At 70.3% G+C, this 16638-nt stretch carries 20 protein-coding genes; 7 read left to right on the plus strand and 13 right to left on the minus strand.

Annotation, left to right across the window (positions count from 1 at the left end; genetic code table 11):
• Positions 1–150 precede the first annotated feature (150 nt).
• A complete protein-coding gene (locus BH708_RS05155) occupies positions 151–792 on the plus strand; it encodes an isochorismatase family protein (protein WP_076807138.1) in 642 nt (213 codons plus the stop codon).
• A 351-nt stretch (positions 793–1143) separates the two neighbouring features.
• On the opposite strand, the gene BH708_RS05160 is transcribed toward BH708_RS05155, so the two are convergent.
• On the minus strand, positions 1144–2025 hold the full coding sequence (locus BH708_RS05160; protein WP_076807139.1) for an SDR family oxidoreductase: 882 nt from the start codon (positions 2023–2025) through the stop codon (positions 1144–1146).
• Positions 2026–2123: 98 nt separating this feature from the next.
• On the opposite strand from BH708_RS05160, the gene BH708_RS05165 reads away from it, so the two are divergent.
• Entirely contained in the window at positions 2124–2726 is a 603-nt protein-coding gene (locus tag BH708_RS05165) for a TetR/AcrR family transcriptional regulator (RefSeq protein WP_076807141.1), read from the plus strand.
• A 127-nt stretch (positions 2727–2853) separates the two neighbouring features.
• Positions 2854–4019 (plus strand): IS3 family transposase gene (locus BH708_RS05175; protein ID WP_253705481.1). Its coding sequence is split into 2 segments (ribosomal slippage): positions 2854–3138 and positions 3141–4019, totalling 1164 coding nucleotides; the frame shifts between segments, so codons are not numbered across the junction.
• A 49-nt stretch (positions 4020–4068) separates the two neighbouring features.
• Here the strand turns inward: BH708_RS05175 and mutM are convergent.
• The 6 genes from mutM to BH708_RS05205 are packed head-to-tail and all read right to left on the minus strand — an operon-like array spanning position 4069 to position 8155.
• Positions 4069–5013 (minus strand): bifunctional DNA-formamidopyrimidine glycosylase/DNA-(apurinic or apyrimidinic site) lyase, encoded by a 945-nt coding sequence (gene mutM / locus BH708_RS05180; protein WP_076807146.1) that lies wholly within the window; start codon positions 5011–5013, stop codon positions 4069–4071.
• Positions 5014–5017: 4 nt separating this feature from the next.
• The gene (rnc, locus tag BH708_RS05185; protein WP_076807148.1) at positions 5018–5770 is read right to left on the minus strand and encodes a ribonuclease III; all 753 of its coding nucleotides are present in this window, start codon (positions 5768–5770) and stop codon (positions 5018–5020) included.
• Positions 5770–6393, minus strand: a complete 624-nt coding sequence (locus BH708_RS05190) for a DUF177 domain-containing protein (RefSeq protein WP_076807149.1) — start codon at positions 6391–6393, stop codon at positions 5770–5772. The genes rnc and BH708_RS05190 overlap by 1 nt, the downstream gene beginning before the upstream one ends.
• Positions 6394–6397: 4 nt before the next feature.
• Entirely contained in the window at positions 6398–6889 is a 492-nt protein-coding gene (gene coaD / locus BH708_RS05195; protein ID WP_076807151.1) for a pantetheine-phosphate adenylyltransferase, read from the minus strand.
• A 19-nt stretch (positions 6890–6908) separates the two neighbouring features.
• Positions 6909–7289 (minus strand): DUF3224 domain-containing protein, encoded by a 381-nt coding sequence (locus BH708_RS05200; RefSeq protein WP_076807153.1) that lies wholly within the window; start codon positions 7287–7289, stop codon positions 6909–6911.
• On the minus strand, positions 7286–8155 hold the full coding sequence (locus tag BH708_RS05205) for an AraC family transcriptional regulator (RefSeq protein ID WP_253705482.1): 870 nt from the start codon (positions 8153–8155) through the stop codon (positions 7286–7288). Before BH708_RS05205 ends, BH708_RS05200 begins: the two co-directional genes overlap by 4 nt.
• A 17-nt stretch (positions 8156–8172) precedes the next feature.
• Between BH708_RS05205 and BH708_RS05210 the strand changes: the two genes are divergently transcribed.
• The gene (locus tag BH708_RS05210; RefSeq protein ID WP_076807155.1) at positions 8173–8571 is read left to right on the plus strand and encodes a VOC family protein; all 399 of its coding nucleotides are present in this window, start codon (positions 8173–8175) and stop codon (positions 8569–8571) included.
• 4 nt (positions 8572–8575) lie between these two features.
• Here BH708_RS05210 and BH708_RS05215 read toward each other — a convergent pair whose 3' ends face one another.
• Positions 8576–9166 (minus strand): GNAT family N-acetyltransferase, encoded by a 591-nt coding sequence (locus BH708_RS05215; RefSeq protein ID WP_076807157.1) that lies wholly within the window; start codon positions 9164–9166, stop codon positions 8576–8578.
• An 18-nt stretch (positions 9167–9184) separates the two neighbouring features.
• Entirely contained in the window at positions 9185–9949 is a 765-nt protein-coding gene (locus BH708_RS05220; RefSeq protein WP_076807159.1) for an SDR family oxidoreductase, read from the minus strand.
• Between the two features lie 101 nt (positions 9950–10050).
• On the opposite strand from BH708_RS05220, the gene BH708_RS05225 reads away from it, so the two are divergent.
• Positions 10051–10920: a helix-turn-helix transcriptional regulator gene (locus BH708_RS05225; protein WP_076807161.1), complete on the plus strand. Its 870-nt coding sequence runs from the start codon at positions 10051–10053 to the stop codon at positions 10918–10920.
• Here the strand turns inward: BH708_RS05225 and rsmD are convergent.
• Both rsmD and BH708_RS05235 read right to left on the minus strand, forming a co-directional pair.
• Positions 10875–11447 (minus strand): 16S rRNA (guanine(966)-N(2))-methyltransferase RsmD, encoded by a 573-nt coding sequence (gene rsmD / locus BH708_RS05230; RefSeq protein WP_076807163.1) that lies wholly within the window; start codon positions 11445–11447, stop codon positions 10875–10877. The two genes, BH708_RS05225 and rsmD, sit on opposite strands and share 46 nt — an antisense overlap.
• A gap of 1 nt (position 11448) precedes the next feature.
• On the minus strand, positions 11449–13662 hold the full coding sequence (locus BH708_RS05235) for an ATP-dependent DNA helicase RecG (RefSeq protein WP_083713303.1): 2214 nt from the start codon (positions 13660–13662) through the stop codon (positions 11449–11451).
• A 243-nt stretch (positions 13663–13905) separates the two neighbouring features.
• On the opposite strand from BH708_RS05235, the gene rpmB reads away from it, so the two are divergent.
• Both rpmB and BH708_RS05245 read left to right on the plus strand, forming a co-directional pair.
• On the plus strand, positions 13906–14100 hold the full coding sequence (gene rpmB / locus BH708_RS05240) for a 50S ribosomal protein L28 (RefSeq protein ID WP_076807165.1): 195 nt from the start codon (positions 13906–13908) through the stop codon (positions 14098–14100).
• A gap of 390 nt (positions 14101–14490) precedes the next feature.
• Positions 14491–15246 carry a peptidase E gene (locus BH708_RS05245; protein ID WP_076807167.1) on the plus strand — a complete coding sequence of 252 codons (756 nt, stop codon included), beginning with the start codon at positions 14491–14493 and terminating at the stop codon, positions 15244–15246.
• A gap of 3 nt (positions 15247–15249) precedes the next feature.
• On the opposite strand, the gene BH708_RS05250 is transcribed toward BH708_RS05245, so the two are convergent.
• Positions 15250–15564, minus strand: a complete 315-nt coding sequence (locus tag BH708_RS05250) for a hypothetical protein (protein ID WP_076807169.1) — start codon at positions 15562–15564, stop codon at positions 15250–15252.
• A complete protein-coding gene (locus BH708_RS05255) occupies positions 15561–16637 on the minus strand; it encodes an NAD(P)-dependent alcohol dehydrogenase (protein ID WP_076807170.1) in 1077 nt (358 codons plus the stop codon). The genes BH708_RS05250 and BH708_RS05255 overlap by 4 nt, the downstream gene beginning before the upstream one ends.
• Between the last annotated feature and the right edge of the window lies 1 nt (position 16638).

Raw genomic sequence — 16638 nt, forward strand, 5'->3', positions numbered from 1 at the left:
CTCGGGGTGCGCGGAGTGCGTCGGGTGCGCGGAGTGCGTCGACGTCGACCGGTCGCCGCGCCGGGTCTGGACACCACCATCGAACTCTGAAACTGTTGCTGACGCAACAGGCTGAAGGTCTCGACCGAGGCCAGGTCCCCAGGAGGCGCCATGCCCAAGACCCAGCAAGAACTCGTCCGCGATCCGGAATCAGACCGGCTGCTCACCCCGCAGAACTGCGCGGTCGCCCTGATCGACTACCAGCCCGAGCAGTACCGCACGGTCGGTTCGTCGACGAAGGAGCGCATCGACCTCAATGTCCTCGCCGTGGCGAAGGCCGCGACGAAATACCAGGTCCCTGTCGTCCTTTCGACCGTCGGCGTGGATCTCGGCGTCAACCAACCGACCGCCGAGGCGATCACGTCGGAGCTGCCGGACGTGAAGGAGATCGACCGCACCGGAGTGAATGCCTGGGAGGATCCCGATTTCCGCGCAGCGATCCGAGCGACCGGTCGCCGCAAGATCGTGATGGCCGGTCTCTGGACTGAGGTGTGCCTGACGTTCCCCACGCTCGACATGCGTGCCGAGGGTTTCGAGGTCTATCCGGTCACCGACGCGGTGGGCGGCATCAGCCCGGAATCCCATCGGTGGGCCGTGGAGCGGATGACCGCTGCGGGTGCGACCCCGATCACCGCGATCGCCTTCGCCAGCGAGCTGATGCGCAACTGGGCGCGACCGGACTCGGACAACCTGCGCGAGATCATGAACTGGTACTTCCCCCTCAAGGCCGAACTCGACGAGGCGGGAAAGTAACGACCGATCGACCCCCAGCGCCACGGCGGACGCCCGGTGAGCGACGAAGGCGCCGCAGGGCGGGAGAGCGTGGAGGGGAATCGTTCTTCGAGTGGAAGCTGCCCTCGCGGAGCTGCGCTCCAGCTACGCCACGATGATCGCTCGGACTGCCGCACGGAGAGGTGTCCTGAGCGTGCATCAGTCCCGACGAACTCGCTGTGAAAAATGTCGGTGAAGACGTCACGATACTGAACAGCTGCCACTCCGGTGTGGGCGACGATGTGCAGCCATATGCCCGGCGATCGAGATTTCTGGCCGATCGGAAGCGGGCAGCGGCACGTGCGACCGAGCACGGCCAAGGTTCCGTGCACGCTACTGACGGGTCTTATCGATCATCTCGGCCATCTGGCGGTCGCGCTCGGTTTCCGGGGGCATGGCCTCGAGAAGTGCCTGGCATCGAGCCTGGATGGGTTCGGCCATGAGGCGGTCGGGCTGACAGTAGAGCCGGCCGTGATGGATGGCGTCCAAGATCATCGTGCCCACCTCGTCGGGGTCTTGGCCCAACGGGTCGAACAGCTCCTCGAAACGCTCCAGCTTCTCCCTGTACTCCGGGTCCATCTCATGGACCTCAGCCGCAGCCGGGTCGAGCTTCCGGGTGGTCTCAGCGATCCGAGTGTCCACGAAGCCCGGGCTCACCAGCGTCAGTCCGATCCCGTGGAACTTCAGCAGACTGCCGATCGCTTCGGACAAGCCGGTCACGGCAAACTTTGAGGCGCAGTACATGAATTGGGCACCGCCGATCACTGCGAGCCCGGAACCGGAGGACGTGTTGACGACATGCGCCGGTCCGCCCCGCTCGACCATGCGCGGCACGAAGGTCTGGATGCCATTGACGACACCGCCCAGATTGACGCCGAGCGTGTGGTCCCAGTGCTCATAGCGCATCGTCTCGAGATTCATCCCGCCCATCCCGCTACCGACTCCGGCGTTGTTGCACAGGATGCGCACAGGGCCGAGTTCCCGCTCCGTCCGGTCGGCCGCCGCGGCCATCGCCTCACGGTCACGGACATCCAGGGAAATCGCGATCACCTCGGTGATTGCCTCCAGCTCACGTTTCGCCTCACGAAGGCCCTCGCCATCGAGGTCGACCAGCGCCAGTCTCGCGCCCTCGGCGGCGAAGGCGCGGGCCATGGCCAGGCCGATACCACTGGCTCCGCCGGTGATGAATGCGGTGGTGTCGGAAACGGTCTGCATCGGAGTTCTCCTTGCATCGGGGACGAGGGCTGCTACCACCCCCCCATTACGGTACAGTTGTGTAGCGTAATCGTAAAGAGTCGTGAGACGATCGGTTCATGGCTGGCAGACCCCGTAGCACCGACGTCGATCGACGACTTGAGCGAGCCGCCCTGGCGCTCTTCGCCGAGGGTGGACGCGCCGCGGTGAGCTTTGATCACGTGGCCAAGCGCGCCGAGACCAGCCGCACCGCGATCTACCGCCGGTGGGACACTCGTGAGGCGCTGGTCGCCTCCGCCTTGCGCTCGTTCCGGGCGGATTCCGAAGCCGGACTGGAGGACTGGACCAACTGGCCGTTGCTAGCGATCCTCGATCAGTTCGTCCGCCGTGCCGCCGCCGCACTGAATGACGGATTCGCCCGTGACCTCATCCGTCAGCTCGTCGCCCTCGGGCCGGACGGCGACGCGATCACACAGACCTACCTCGCGGAGATGTTCACCCCCAGACGAGACGCCTTCTCCGCGAAGATCCGCGAAGCCCAAGCAGACGGCCAGATCGACCGCTCACTCGACCCGGAGATCATGCAGGATCTGCTCGCCGGAGCCCTCATCCACAAAATGCTGCTCTGGGGCGACCACGCGACGAACGCCGACCCGAGAGCCTACGTCGAAGCGGTGCTCGAAAGCATCGGATTCCCCAGCCGACGCGGTCAACACAAGTAGTCGCCACCCCAGCCGTGATGGGGCTGCTCACTGGGCACGGGTCTCCACGTCACCGACGTGGGACTGGTGCGCGGATAGGTCACACGACCTGTGGTGCTATCGAGTGCTGCAGGGAAGGATGTGCACCATGCCTGCTGCCTACCCCCATGAGTTCCGCGAGGACGTCGTCCGCGTCGCGAACAACCGTGAATCCGGCCAGAAGCTATCGGTGATCGCGCGGGACTTCGGGATCTCCGAGTCCTGCCTGACGAACTGGATGCGCCAGGCCGACGTCGAGGACGGCAAACGTCCTGGAACCACCGGCGAGGACAGCACTGAGCTGCGCGACCTGCGGCGCCGGAACCGGCTGCTGGAGCAGGAGAACGAGGTCCTGCGTCGTGCTGCTGCCTACCTGTCCCAGGCGAATCTGCCGGGAAAAGGTTCTACCCGCTCGTGAGCGAGCTCGCCGCCGACGGCATTCCCGTCGCGGTGTCCTTGCGGGTCCTGAAGCTCTCCCGCCAGCCCTACTACCGCTGGCGGAAACAGCAGGTCACCGACGCCGGGCTGGTCGAGGCCTACCGTGTCAACGCCCTGTTCGACGCCCATCGTGATGACGACACATTCGGGTATCGGCTGCTGGCCGACGAGGCCGCAGACGACGGCGAGGTGATGTCTGGCAGGACCGCGTGGAGGATCTGCCGGGACAACCAGTGGTGGTCCGCATTCAGCAAGAAGCGCGCCAAGAACGGGAAGCGTCCCGGCCCGCCGGTCCACGACGACCTGGTCCAGCGTGACTTCACATCGGATGACGTCAACGAGCTGTGGCTGACCGACATCACCGAGCACCCCACCGATGAGGGCAAGCTCTACCTCTGCGCGTTCAAGGACGTGTTCTCGAACCGGATCGTCGGCTACTCCATGGACGGACGGATGAAGGCCCGGCTCGCGGTGAACGCGCTGGACAACGCCATGATCCGGCGTGGGGATACTGCTGGCTGCGTCGTGCACTCGGACCGCGGATCTCAATTTCGATCCCGGAAGTTCGTGCGGGCCCTGGACCGCAACCACCTCATCGGCTCGATGGGTCAGGTCGGTGCTGCCGGCGACAACGCGGCGATGGAGTCCTTCTTCGCGCTGCTGCAGAAGAACGTCCTGGACCGTAAGCGTTGGCGCACCCGCGAAGAGCTCCGGATCGCGATCATCACCTGGATCGAACGCACCTACCACCGCCGCCGCCGGCAAGTCCGGCTGGGCAAGTTGACCCCCATCGAGTACGAGACCATCATGAACCCGACTGTCTCCCTGGCGGCCTAACCCCAGCTGTCACCTGAGCGTGCACCAGTCCCATCAGCAAAGCGGCGAGCTAGCGTATCCGCTGGCAGCACGGGCAAAAGTGGCTCGAACGGTTCGCGAACTTCTCCCGCACGATGGGGGATTCACAACGCCTGCACGGCTGCCCAGCGCGCCCGTAGACATTGAGGCTCAGTGCGAAGTAGCCGCTGCGTCCGTCGACGTTGACGTACAGCGCGTCGAAGCTGGTGCCGCCGACGGCCAGCGCCCGCTCCATCACCTCGCCGGCCGCGCGCAGGATCCCCAACGCCCTGCGCTGGGTCAGTGCCGCGCCGGGGGTGTCGTAGCGGGTGCGGGCCTCCCACAGCGCCTCGTCGGCGTAGATGTTGCCGATGCCGCTGACCAGGTCCTGGCCGAGCAGCAGCGACTTCACCCCGGCGCGTCGGGAACGGATCGTGCGGGCGATCGCGGGCAGATCGGCCGCGGGATCGAGCAGGTCGCGGGCGATCCGTGCGGCGTCGGCCGGCAGCAGCGCGTCCGGGCTGCCGAGTCCGGCGGCGGCGCCGTCGGCGGCGCGTTCGAGGGGACTGGCCCAGATCCCGCCGAAGATCCGCTGGTCGATCAGGTCGATCGCCGTGCCGTCGTCGAGGTGGAGGGTCAGTCGGCGGTGGCGCAGCGGATCCGAGGCGGGGCCCTCGGACGGGGCGGCAACGCCGGAGGCGGCGGTGAGCGCCCCGGCGTCGCGCACGCGCAGCTGCCCGCTCATGCCCAGATGCGCCATCAGCGCCTCGCCGGTGTCCTCACCCGTCTCGTCGGCCAGGCGCCACCACAGGAACTTCCCGCGGCGCACCACGGCGGTCATCCGGGTGCCGGCCAGGGCGCCGCGCAGGCGATCCGCTCCCCCGCTCTGGCGGCGCAGGATCCGGGGGTCGAGCACCTCGACCGACTCGATCCGACGGCCGACGGTGCGGGGTTCCAGGCCACGACGGACGACCTCGACCTCGGGCAGCTCGGGCACGGACTCAGCCCCGCGGGATCAGGGATTCGCCGCGCTCGGCCAGGACGGTGCGCACGGCGGACTGGGCGGCGGCGAGCTCGGCGTCCTTCTTGGAGGCCCCCTCGCCCTGCGCATCCACGACGCCCTCGACGCTGACGGAGGCGGTGAAGACCTTGGCGTGCTCGAGGCCGTCCTCGGTGAGGCGGTAGGTGGGGCTCGTTCCCGCGGCGGCGGCGATCTCCTGCAGCCGGGACTTGAAGTCGTAGCTGGTCTCGAGGAACTCGTCGGAGTCCAGCAGTGGGGCCATGAGGTCGAGCACGAAGCGGCGCGAGACGCTCTGGCCCAGGGCGAGGTGCACCGCGCCGATCACGGCCTCGGTCGTGTCGGCGAGGATGGAGGACTTGGCCCGGCCTCCGGTGAGATCCTCCCCGCGGCCGAGCTTCACGTACGCGCCCAGGTCGAGCTTCGAGGCGATCACGGCGAGGGCCCGGGTGCTCACGGTCGCGGCGCGGCGCCGGGCCAGGTCCCCCTCGGGCAGCGTCGGATGGGTGGCGTACAGCTGCTCGGTGACCGCCAGCTGCAGCACCGCGTCGCCGAGGAACTCCAGGCGCTCGTTGTGCGGAAGCCCGTCATGCTCGTAGGAGTAGGAACGGTGCGTCAGGGAGAGATCGAGCAGACCTGATTCCCGCAGGTCGGCCGCCTGCGCGCCGTCCAGCGGCAGGCCCTCGAGCAGCTGCGTCGGATCGGCGGCCTCGGTGGCGCGGCGCCTGCGCGCCATCAGCGGTCCTGGCCCTGGGGCCCGGAGTCCTCGCCGTCGGGATCCTCTGCGTCGGAGTTCTCGGCATCGGCGGAGTCCTCGAACATGCCCTGCAGCGCGGCGAAGCGGTCGTCGATGACGTCGTGGTGGTGCGTGGGGTCGTCCTCCATGCGGACGCCGCACTGGGCGCACAGCCCCGGGCAGTCCTCGCGGCACAGGGGCCGGTCGTCGGCCTCCTCGGCGAGCGCGTCGCGGACCAGGGAACCCAGCCCGACGGCGTCGTCGCTGAGCATCGTGGTGTCCTCGCGCTCGTCGGCCTTGACCTTCTCGGGGTACATGAACAGCTCGTCGAGACGCGCGACGACGTCCTGCTCGACCGGGTCGAGGCAGCGGGAGCACTCGCCGTCGAGGTGGGCGCTCACGGTGCCGTGGACGAAGATGCCCTCGACCACGGACTCGAGCTCGACCTCGACCTCGAGCGGCTGTCCTTCGGGCGCCTGCATCGCGGCCCCGCCCACCTCGCGGGCAGGGGCGGGGACGGTGCGGGTCAGATGCCGGTGCGCGCCGGGGCGGCCGATGAGGTCGACGGCGTCGACGCGCAGGGCCGTATCGAGCGGGGAGACGGGCGGGGTGTCGGCGGACATGCCGTCAGGATACCGGCGAGGCGGCGCGCAGTGCGTCCAGGGAGGGGACCGGCAGCATGTCGGAGACGTCACCGCCGAGGGAGTGCACCTCACGCACCAGGGACGAGGAGATGTGGGCGTAGTCGGAGTCGGTCAGGAGAAAGACCGTCTCGAGCCCGGCGAGATGATGGTTCATCCGCGACATCGGCTCCTCGTAGGCGAGGTCGAGCTGGGAGCGCAGGCCGCGCACGACGGCCCCGGCGCCCACCTCGCGGCAGAAGTCGACCAACAGGCCTCCCGGCAGGGGGGCCACCTCGACGTCGTCGGCCAGTCCCTCGGTGACGATCGCGGCGCGGATCGACGCCTGGCGGGTCTCGAGGTCGAGGAGGCCGCGCTTGGACGGGTTGTGGGAGACGGCGATGATCACGTGGTGGCCCAGGGCGACGGCGCGACGGGTGAGGTCGAGGTGGCCCAGGGTGAAGGGGTCGAACGAGCCGGGCAGGACGACGGTGGTCATGACGCCACTGTAGTGCGGCTCAGGACAGCGAGATCCCGACATGGTGCACGCCGTCGTCATCGATGCCCTCGATGGTGAGGGTGCCGCGGATCCCCGCGAGGGCTCCGGTGCCGGAGCCGGGCACCAGGACGTACTCCAGGGCCGGCTCGCCGCCGGCCATGGTGCCCAGCTGCTGGAGGGCGACCGTCCCGGAGCGCTCCTGGAGCGTGCCCTCGAAGATCTCGCTCGCGATGTACCCCGCGTCGCCGGTGGCGGGATCGCCCGCGGTGAGCATGGTGCCGACGCTCGTGCCGTCCAGGGCACCGGTCCAGGTCTTGGTCAGCTCGAAGCCGCCGGCCGCCCCGGGCACGTCCTCCCCGGGGCGCAGGTCGACGGTGAAGGCAGCGGTGATGGAGGTCATCGGGCCAGTATCCCAGCTCCGCCCGCGTAGCACGAGGGAGTCTGTCCCGTCACCGTGCGGAAGTCCCGGATGAAGTGGGACTGGTCGAACCAGCCGAGGCCCTGGGAGAGATCGGTGAGCGACCTCGCGTCGCCTCTGTCGATCGCGGCCACGGCGTCCATCACCCGCGCGCGCACCACCATGCGCTTGGGGCCGACGCCGACGAATCGGTGGAACATCCGCTGCAGGGAACGGATGGAGCGGTCCGAGCGCCGCGCGAGCTCGGCGACACCGGTGACCTCGGGGTCCTCCAGCAGCGTCAGGATCTCCCGGAACGTGGCAGCGCCCGGAGCGTCCCGGGGCTCGCGGGCCAGCAGCCAGGCGTCGAGAGCGGGTGCCGCGCCGGTGGCCGTGCACGGGAGCTCCGGTGGCGGGAGGTCGGGACCGAACCAGCCGGCGGCCGAGACCGTGCGGTCGCGGAGGGCGGCGAGGTCCGTACGGGTGAAAGCGGTGGTGCCGCCGAGATGGAAGCGCACCCCGAGGACCCCGCCGGCGTCGACCTGGGTGACGTCGAACCGCCCGCGGGTGACCGGCCCGGTGATCCAGGTGCCGGCCCCGTCGACCCCGGCACGGCGGATCCGGCCCCACTCCCGGGTGAGGTGGATCGAGGGCTCGTCGAGCGTGGCCACGCGGTGCATCCGGCCCGGGCCGAGGTCCCAGGTGACCGACCAGTAGCGGTCGATCCAGCGGCGCAGACGGGGGTCGGGGGCGGCATGGTCGTAGACCGCGTGCCGCAGGAACTCCGCAGGCCGCAGCACATGCCCGTACAGGTGCCCGGGCTCGACGGCGGGAGCTGTCGCGTTCGTCCAATCCTCCGGCGGAACCATGGGATGAGTATGGCCTCATGACTCAGAGCGCACACTCCTCGACAGAGACCACCGCCATCGCCCGCTTGGCCATGATCACCCTGGACGCGACCGAGACCGAGCCGATCGCCCGGTTCTGGTCGGCCGTGCTGGGCTGGCCGATCCTCGCCCTCACGCCCGAGTACGCGATGCTGCAGGGCCCCTCACATGCCCTGGGCATCGGGATGATCCCGGACCATCAGCGCCCCGCCTGGCCGGACGACGGCCGCAAGCAGTTCCACTTCGACCTGGCCGTGGACGACCTCGAGGCCGCTGCCTCGCGCTGCGTGGAGCTCGGTGCCGAGCGTGCGGATCCCCAGCCCGGCGAGACCTGGGTCGTGCTGCGCGATCCCGCCGGGCATCCGTTCTGCCTGACCGACGCCGCCGCCTGGGGCTGAGCGCTCAGGCGCGGTGCTCGTCCCGCTCGCGTCGGGCCCGGTGCTCACGGGCCAGCAGAGCCCAGGTCATCCCGTCCAGCCAGCGCCCGCTGCGGTGCAGGGACTCCTCGAGGAACACGCCTTCCAACCGCAGCCCGATCTTCTCCATGATCCGTCGGGAGGCGACGTTGTCGGCGAAGCATTGCGCCTCCACGCGGCGCACGTCGAGACCGTCGACGGCGATGTCCAGCAGAGCCGCGGCGAACTCGGTGCCCAGGCCCCGGCCCTGGACCCCGGGGTCGAGCACCCAGCCCAGCTCCGCCTGCCGTCCGCGGGCCTGCTCGGCCATGTCGGTCTGGGACCAGGGGTCCTGCCGCTGCACCTTCCCGGCGGCGACGATCCGGCCCTCGAACTCTCCGACGACGCAGTCCCCGAGACCTCGGTCCCACCACTGCTGGTGGTCATCGAGGGTATCGCTGAGGGTGGTGGTCCACTCCTGGACCTCCGGCAGGCGATACCAGGGCCAGACCGCTGCGGCGTCGTCGGCCCGACCGAGGCGCACCTGGAGGCGCTCGGTGCGGACGGGCCAGGAGAGATCGGTCAGCGCGGCGGTCATCGACTCATCCTAGGGTTCTCAGCGGTGGTGGAGCTCGCTCCCGTTCAGGGCCGCGACCACCTGGGGATAGTCCCCGCGAGCCTCGGCATGGCGGAGGACCGAGACCCGCTGGACCTGGATCTCCGCGGCCTCCGGGGTGTTCTCCAGGATCTCGATCACCTCGTCGACGAACTCCGCCAGCGGCATCGCCGTCGCGCTGGTGGCCTGGCCGGGCATGAGATCCGTGCGCACCGCCGGGGGGACGAGCTCGAGGATGTCGACCCCGGTGCCGGCGAGCTGCAGGCGCAGGGACTCCGAGAGCAGGTGGATCGCGGCCTTGGTGGCGTTGTAGGTCGGGGTGACACGCAGGGGGACGAAGGCGAGACCCGAGGAGACGGTCATGATCGTCGCCGACTCCTGGGCCAGCAGGTGCTCCATGAAGGCCGCGATCAGCCGGATCGGGCCCAGCAGATTGGTGGTCACGATCTCCTCGGCGGTGGGTAGGAAGTCGGCGGGATCCGTCCAGTCCTCGGCGCGCATGATCCCGGCCATGGCGATGAGCACATCGAGGTCGGGGTGCTCGGCGAGCACCCTGCTCGACGCTGCCTGGATGCTGGCCGGGTCGGAGGTGTCCACTCGGACGGTGACGATTCCGGGATGCTCCGCAGCGACGCGTTCGAGCAGCTCCGTGCGGCGCCCGCCGACGATGACCTGATTGCCCTTCTGCTGCAGTGCCAGAGCGAGGGCGAGACCGATACCGCTGGTGGCGCCGGGGATGAAGATGGTGTGTCCGGTGATGTTCATGTCCTCGAGCCTGGCCGCCGTCCCGCAGGCGCACCAGAGTCCGGACATCGGGGGATCGGCGGTCCCTGGCCGACGCAGCCTGCGCGGTCGATACTGCAGGGATGGACAGGGACGCGCTCGCAGACTTCCTCGTGCGACATCGTGCCGCGCTGGCCCCGGCCGACGTCGGTCTCGGGCCCGGGGCACGGCGCCGCACCCCGGGGCTGCGCCGTGAGGAGGTCGCGCAGCTGGCGACCATGTCCACCGACTACTACACGCGGCTCGAGCAGCGGCGCGGCCCCCAGCCGAGCACCCAGATGCTCGCCGCGATCGCTCGGGCCCTGCGGATGACGACCGACGAGCGCGACTACCTGTTCCGGGTGGCGGGGCACAGCGCCCCGGACCGCCTCGCCGTCGAGGGGTACGTGGCACCCGCCCTGATGCGCGTGCTGGACCGCCTGCACGACACCCCGGCCCTGATCCTGTCCGCTCTCGAGGAGACGCTGGTCCAGAACGGCCCCGCGCGCGCCCTCTTCGGGGACGCCGACCATGTCAGCGGGTGGGAGCGCAGCGCGATCTACACCTGGTTCCTGCATCCTGAGCAGGCGCGCGCCGTGTATCCCCTCGAGGCGCATGCGCATCACAGCCGTGCCCGGGCGGCGTCGCTGCGCGCCGCCTACGGGTCGATGGGCCCGCGCTCCCGTGCCGCGGAGCTCGCCGACATCCTGCACGCCCGCAGCGAGGAGTTCGCGCAGCTGTGGGACTCCCAGATGGTCGCTCGCCGCTTCGAGGACCACAAGGTGGTGCTGCATCCGCAGGTCGGCCGGATCGAGGTGGACTGTCAGGCGCTGCTGACCGAGGACGAATCACAGGTGCTGCTGGTGCTGACCGCTCCCCCGCACAGCGAGGACGCCGGCAAGCTCGACCTGCTGGCGACTCTCGGCACTCAGTCGGTCGCGGGCCCGCCGAACTGGAGGACGGTCTCGCCGTAGGTCCGGGTGCCGTCGTCTGCCCAGCCCGTCGGCCAGGTCAGCGCCCGGGTGCGGCTCGAGCGCTCGATGACGACCAGGGCGTCGTCACTCAGGGCGGGGCGCAAGGTGATCAGCAGCGCCTCGAGCGTCCCGGTGCTCACGTCGTAGGGCGGGTCGAGGAAGACGAGCGTGAAGGCCGGGGCGTCCTCGGTCGTGGCCAGCTGGGCGGCGACGGTCTCTGCCTTCCCGGCGCGGATCTCGCAGCGCTGGTCGAGGCCGAGGCCCGCGGCCGTGCGGCGCAGCTGCCGGGCCGTGGGGCCGTGCAGCTCCACCATGAGGGCGTGCTCGGCGCCGCGGGACAGGGATTCGAGGGCCAGCGCCCCGGTGCCGGCATACAGGTCCAGCACCCGCGCGTCGGCCAGGGCGTCCCAGCCCTCCAGGCGAGAGAACAGCGCCTCGCGCACTCGGTCGGAGGTGGGGCGGGTGCCCTTTCCGGGCGGACCGGGGAGGGTACGGCCGCCGAGGGCGCCGGCGATGATCCGCGGCATGTCAGCTCCTCTCCACGTCGGGGTCGGCGTCGCGCAGGCGATCGTCGATGGCACCGGCGAGATCGAGATGGTCGGTGAGGTCGGGATCGGCCGCGATCACGGCGAAGGCGTCCTCGCGGGCCTGCTCGATGACGCGGCCGTCGCGGATCACGTCGAGGTAGCGCAGGGTGCGCTGCAGCCCGGACTGCTCCTCCCCCACCAGGTCACCGGCGCCGCGCACCTGCAGGTCCAGCTCCGCCAGGGCGAAGCCGTCGGCCGCCGACGCGATCCCCTCCAAGCGGTCGAACGCCGGGGCGCCCGGCGGCAGGCGGGTGTCGAGGAAGGCGATGCCGGCGTGCTCCCCGCGGCCGACGCGGCCGCGCAGCTGGTGCAGCTGGGAGACGCCGAAGCGCTCGGCGTCCAGCACGATCATCACGGAGGCGTTCGGCACGTCGACGCCGACCTCGATGACGGTGGTGGAGACCAGCAGATCGATCTCGCCGGCCAGCACGCGGTCCATGACCAGCTGCTTCTCCTCGGCAGGCATCCGGCCGTGCAGCACGCCGATACGGGCATCGGCCAGCTCGGGGCGGCGGGCGAGGCGCTCGGCGGTCGCCGTGACACCGCGGGCCTCCTCGATGCGGGTCTCGGCCACCCGCCCGTCCGGATCGAGGACCGCGGGCGCCGCCGGCGACTCGTCGGCCTCGTCGATGCGGGCGCAGACCACGAACACCTGGCGACCCGCACCGATCTCCTCCCCGGCGCGCGCCCACATCCGGGCCTCCCAGGAACGGACGGTCTCGGGGACCACGAAGCTGGTCACCCCAGCCCGCAGACCGGGGCTCTCCCGCAGGGTGAGCACATCGAGGTCGCCGACGGTCGCCAGGGCCGCGGTGCGCGGGATCGGGGTCGCGGTCATCACCACGACGTGCGGGCTGGTGCCCTCGGGCCCCTTGGTGCGCAGACGGCGGCGGTGGTCGACACCGAAGCGGTGCTGCTCGTCGATCACGACCAGACCCAGCGAGGCGAACTCGACGGACTCGGTGAGCAGGGCGTGGGTGCCGATCACGATCCCGGCCTCCCCGGAGGTGACATCCAGCAGGGTCTCGCGCCGGGCGGAGGTCTTCTGGGACCCGGTCAGCAGGCGCACCCGGGTGGCGTCGGCGTGCCCGTCCAGTCGTCCCGCGCCGGCGAGCTCCCCGAGCAGCGTGGTGATCGTCCGGTGGTGCTGCTCGGCGAGGACCTCGGTCGGAGCGAGCAGGGCGGCCTGGTGGCCGGAGTCGACGGCGCGCAGCATGGCGCGCAGGGCGACGACGGTCTTGCCCGAGCCGACGTCGCCCTGCAGAAGCACGCTGGTGGGGTGCTCGCGGGCGAGGCGCTCGATGATCTGCTCGCCGATCTCGCGCTGGCCGGTGGTGAGCTCGAAGGGCAGCCGCTGCTCGAACGCCCCCTGGAGGGGGCCCTCGGCCCGCAGCGCGGGGGCGGGGGTGCGAGCGTCCAGGGCGCGGCGCTGGGCGAAGATCGACTGCAGCACGAACGCCTCCTCGAACACCAGGTGCGCCATGCCGTCCCGGGTGTCCTGCACCGTCGTGGGCAGGTGGACCTGCGTGACGGCCTGCGGCAGCGGTGAGAGGCCGCGGGCGGCGACGAGCTCGGCGGGCACGGGCCGGGCGAGGGAATCGGCGAACTCGACGCCCTTCTCGGTCGCCGAACGCATGGTGCGCTGGGCGATGTTCTTGCGCAGCGGATAGACCGGCAGCGGCCGCTGGGCACGCAGCCGTCCCTCGGGGGTGTCCTCGTAGGCCTCGTAGGCGGGGTGGGTGATCTGCGGCCGGTCGGTGTGCTTGTTGCGGCCGACGATGCCATGGACCACGATGTGGGCGCCCACCGTGAGATGCTTGCGGTGCCAGTCCACCAGGTGCTGCTTGGCCAGGAAGAACGTCAGGGTGATCTCCTCGATCCCGTCGGAGACGCCGACCTCGAGGATGGTGCCCTGGCGGCTGCGCATACGGCGCTCGCGCACCCCACGGACGGAGACGATCGCGCTCATCTCCTCCCCCTCGTGGACCTCGTGCAGCGAGCGCAACGGTGCCGGAGTGGTGTAGCGCCGGGGCGCGAAGCGCATCATGGTGTCGAGGTCCCGCACCCCGAAGGACGCCATGGCGCGGGACTCGCGGCGCTCGAGCAGCTCCGTCAGCGGCATCGAGCCGCGGGCGATCTCCCGTCTCCTGGCCATGTCCCTCCTCCTCGTCCCTGGTCCGAGGACTATCGTGCCATCGGGGGAGGACGCTGTGGCGGAATCCACAGCGAGCGCCCAGGCCGCCGCCCTTCAGGCCGACGGCGACCTGCGATATGATTCCGAGGTTGCCCTGACCTCCGGGGGCCGCGCCCCCGCGCTCACCCATGGTCACCGACTCCGACGTGACGTCGCCGGGACGGGCGGGCATTCGAACAGAATTCGACTTTTCAGGAGACGACAGTGGCTTCCACGTGTGACATCTGCGCCAAGGGCCCGAGCTTCGGCAAGAGCGTGTCCCACTCGCATCGCCGCACCTCGCGTCGCTGGAACCCGAACATCCAGTCCGTGCGCACTGTGATCAAGGGCACCAGCAAGCGCGTGAACGTGTGCACCTCCTGCCTCAAGGCAGGCAAGGTCAGCACGCTCGGCGCCTGAGCGGGCCTGCACCGAGCTCACCCGCGAGAGCCCTCACCCGTCTGGGTGGGGGCTCTCGTGCATCTCCACCCGGCAACGCTCTCAGGCGGCGAGTTCGACCGCGTTCTGGCAGAGGGCGTCCACGCAGTCCGCGAGGCGGAAGCCTGCGCCACCGGTGGTGGTGGTGATGATGATCCGTTCGAGGTCCGCCTGCTGGATGTGCGCCGGACTCGTCGGGCCGGTGGCCCCGTGGATCCGCCCTCGGACCAGGGGGACGACGTGGTGGGCGTCGAGGTGCCGGCTCTGGTTGCACCAGGAGGGTCCGACAGAGGAACCACATCCTGCTCCGATTCCCCCGACGCAGATCCGGTACCGTTCGTGATCACCGCGACCGCTCTGCGAGGAGACCTGATGCCCGCCGCCGTCCCCACCATCCTGGCCACCAGCGCCGGGTACCTGCGTCATCCGCGGCTGCGCTTCGGGTTCGGGCCGATGATGGCCTTCGCCGTGCAGCTGGCGCAGGAGGCCCCGCTCCCGCTCCACGACCGACATGACAGCCCGCCGCGCATCTGCAACATCGGGACCGCCAGTGGTGACGACAAGGGCTTCCAGCGGGACATGGAGGAGGCGGCCCGGGAGGCCGGCTACGAGCTGCACCACCTCAGCCTGTTCTCCATGCCCAACGTCGAGGACGTGGAGGGATACCTGCGGGGCTTCGACGTGATCTGGGTGAACGGCGGCTCGGTGGTGAATCTGCTCGCCGTGTGGCGCGCCCACGGCCTTCCCGAGATCCTGCATCGGCTGTGGCAGGAGGGCGTCGTGCTCGGCGGCATCTCAGCGGGCTCGATCTGCTGGTTCGAGGGCGGCGTCACCGATTCCTTCGGCCCCGAGCTGGCCCCGGTCACGAACGGTCTGGGCTTCCTTCCCGGGGCCAACGGGGTGCACATGGACTCGGAGGAACGACGGCGCCCGCTGATCCGTGAGCTGGTCGCCGACGGAACCTTGGGCCCGACGCTCTGCACAGATGATGGCGCGGGGCTGCTGTTCCGCGGAGCGGAGCTCACCGAAGCGGTCGCCGAGCTCGATGGCGCCCGGGCCTGCCGCATCGCCCTCGACGCAGCCGGCGCGGTGGTCGAGTCCGAGCTGCCCGTGCGGCGACTGGACTGACGATCACTCCAGCCCGCGCAGCGCCGCGGTGCGTTCGTTCGGGATCTCGACCAGGTGCGCGGGGTCCGCTTCCAGGCGGTCCGGGGTGGCGCCGCATCGATCTCGCTCTCGACCGGATCCCGCGTGGGGTGGACCGCATCGGGGCCGGTCCGGCCCACCCCGATCACGCGAGGCCCCGGTGCGCTGGTCCTCGATCTCGAGCACCAGGGAACGCCGGCCCTTCCGCCGGCCGTCAGGCTCCCGCCGTTCGAAGCGATGGCCGTCCCGATCGGCGTCGGCCTCGGTGGCCGGGCGGTCGCTGATCACCGGGGTGCTCACGCCGGTTGCGACCCCTCGAAGGTGCTGGTGTCGATCACGGCGCGGAAGTAGACCTCGCCGGCGACGACGCGGTCGTAGGTGGCGTCGGCCTCCTCGATCCCGATGGTCTCGACCTGGGCGGCGAGTCCGTGCTCGGCACAGAAGTCGAGCATCTCCTGGGTCTCGGCGATGCCGCCGATGTTGGAGCCGGCCAGCACCTTGCCTCCGCCGATGATCGAGCCGAAACTGAGCTCCTGCTTCGCCGGCGGCATCCCGACCACGGCCATCACGCCGCGGGGCGCCAGCAGCGAGAGGTACTCGTCGACGGGGATGTCGGCGCTGATGGTGTTCAGGATCAGATCGAAGGTGCCGCGGTGCTCCCGGAAGAAGCCGTCCTCGGTGGTGGCGAGCATCTGCTGGGCCCCGAGGTCGAGGGCGAGCTGCTCCTTCTTGCGGGTGCGCGACAGCACGGTCACCTCGGCGCCCATGGCCGCGGCGATCTGGACGCCCATGTGGCCGAGCCCGCCCAGCCCCAGCACGGCGACCTTCTTCGCAGCGCCATCCTTGAGCTCCCCGGCGCCCCAGCGGGCCAGGGGCGCGTACGTGGTGATGCCGGCGCACAGCAGCGGGGCGGCGACGTCGAAATCCAGGGCGTCCGGGATCCGGCACACGAAGCGCTCGTTGACGACGACCTTCTGGGCGTAGCCGCCCTGGGTGATGGTGCCGTCGACGTCGGGGGCGTTGTAGGTGCCGACGTTCCCGCCCAGGCAGTTCTGTTCCTGGCCCGCGCGGCACTCCTGGCAGGTCCCGCACGAGTTCACCAGGCAGCCGACGCCCACGCGGTCGCCGACCGTCCAGTCGGTGACGTCCGTGCCGACGGCCTCGACGACCCCGGCGATCTCGTGGCCGACGGTCAACGGGAAGTGCGCCTCGCCCCACTCGTTGCGGATGGTGTGGATGTCGCTGTGGCAGATCCCGGCCGCCCTGATGTCGATGACGACGTCGTCCGGACGGGGGTCCCGCCGCTCGATGTTCGCGACGCGGAACGGCTGGTCCGGGCCGTTCTTCTGCAGTGCCTTGACCGTGATCGGCATG

Origin of the sequence: Brachybacterium sp. P6-10-X1 (assembly GCF_001969445.1) — a bacterium.
Classification (GTDB): domain Bacteria; phylum Actinomycetota; class Actinomycetes; order Actinomycetales; family Dermabacteraceae; genus Brachybacterium.

Excerpts from the sequence above, each read along its gene's own strand:
- BH708_RS05155 (WP_076807138.1), top strand. The coding sequence starts at position 151 with ATGCCCAAGACCCAGCAAGAACTCGTCCGCGATCCGGAATCAGACCGG.
- BH708_RS05160 (WP_076807139.1), bottom strand. The coding sequence starts at position 2,025 with ATGCAGACCGTTTCCGACACCACCGCATTCATCACCGGCGGAGCCAGT.
- BH708_RS05165 (WP_076807141.1), top strand. The coding sequence starts at position 2,124 with ATGGCTGGCAGACCCCGTAGCACCGACGTCGATCGACGACTTGAGCGA.
- rnc (WP_076807148.1), bottom strand. The coding sequence starts at position 5,770 with ATGGCGCGCAGGCGCCGCGCCACCGAGGCCGCCGATCCGACGCAGCTG.
- BH708_RS05190 (WP_076807149.1), bottom strand. The coding sequence starts at position 6,393 with ATGTCCGCCGACACCCCGCCCGTCTCCCCGCTCGATACGGCCCTGCGC.
- coaD (WP_076807151.1), bottom strand. The coding sequence starts at position 6,889 with ATGACCACCGTCGTCCTGCCCGGCTCGTTCGACCCCTTCACCCTGGGC.
- BH708_RS05200 (WP_076807153.1), bottom strand. The coding sequence starts at position 7,289 with ATGACCTCCATCACCGCTGCCTTCACCGTCGACCTGCGCCCCGGGGAG.
- BH708_RS05205 (WP_253705482.1), bottom strand. The coding sequence starts at position 8,155 with ATGGTTCCGCCGGAGGATTGGACGAACGCGACAGCTCCCGCCGTCGAG.
- BH708_RS05210 (WP_076807155.1), top strand. The coding sequence starts at position 8,173 with ATGACTCAGAGCGCACACTCCTCGACAGAGACCACCGCCATCGCCCGC.
- BH708_RS05215 (WP_076807157.1), bottom strand. The coding sequence starts at position 9,166 with ATGACCGCCGCGCTGACCGATCTCTCCTGGCCCGTCCGCACCGAGCGC.
- BH708_RS05220 (WP_076807159.1), bottom strand. The coding sequence starts at position 9,949 with ATGAACATCACCGGACACACCATCTTCATCCCCGGCGCCACCAGCGGT.
- BH708_RS05225 (WP_076807161.1), top strand. The coding sequence starts at position 10,051 with ATGGACAGGGACGCGCTCGCAGACTTCCTCGTGCGACATCGTGCCGCG.
- rsmD (WP_076807163.1), bottom strand. The coding sequence starts at position 11,447 with ATGCCGCGGATCATCGCCGGCGCCCTCGGCGGCCGTACCCTCCCCGGT.
- BH708_RS05235 (WP_083713303.1), bottom strand. The coding sequence starts at position 13,662 with ATGGCCAGGAGACGGGAGATCGCCCGCGGCTCGATGCCGCTGACGGAG.
- BH708_RS05245 (WP_076807167.1), top strand. The coding sequence starts at position 14,491 with ATGCCCGCCGCCGTCCCCACCATCCTGGCCACCAGCGCCGGGTACCTG.
- BH708_RS05255 (WP_076807170.1), bottom strand. The coding sequence starts at position 16,637 with ATGCCGATCACGGTCAAGGCACTGCAGAAGAACGGCCCGGACCAGCCG.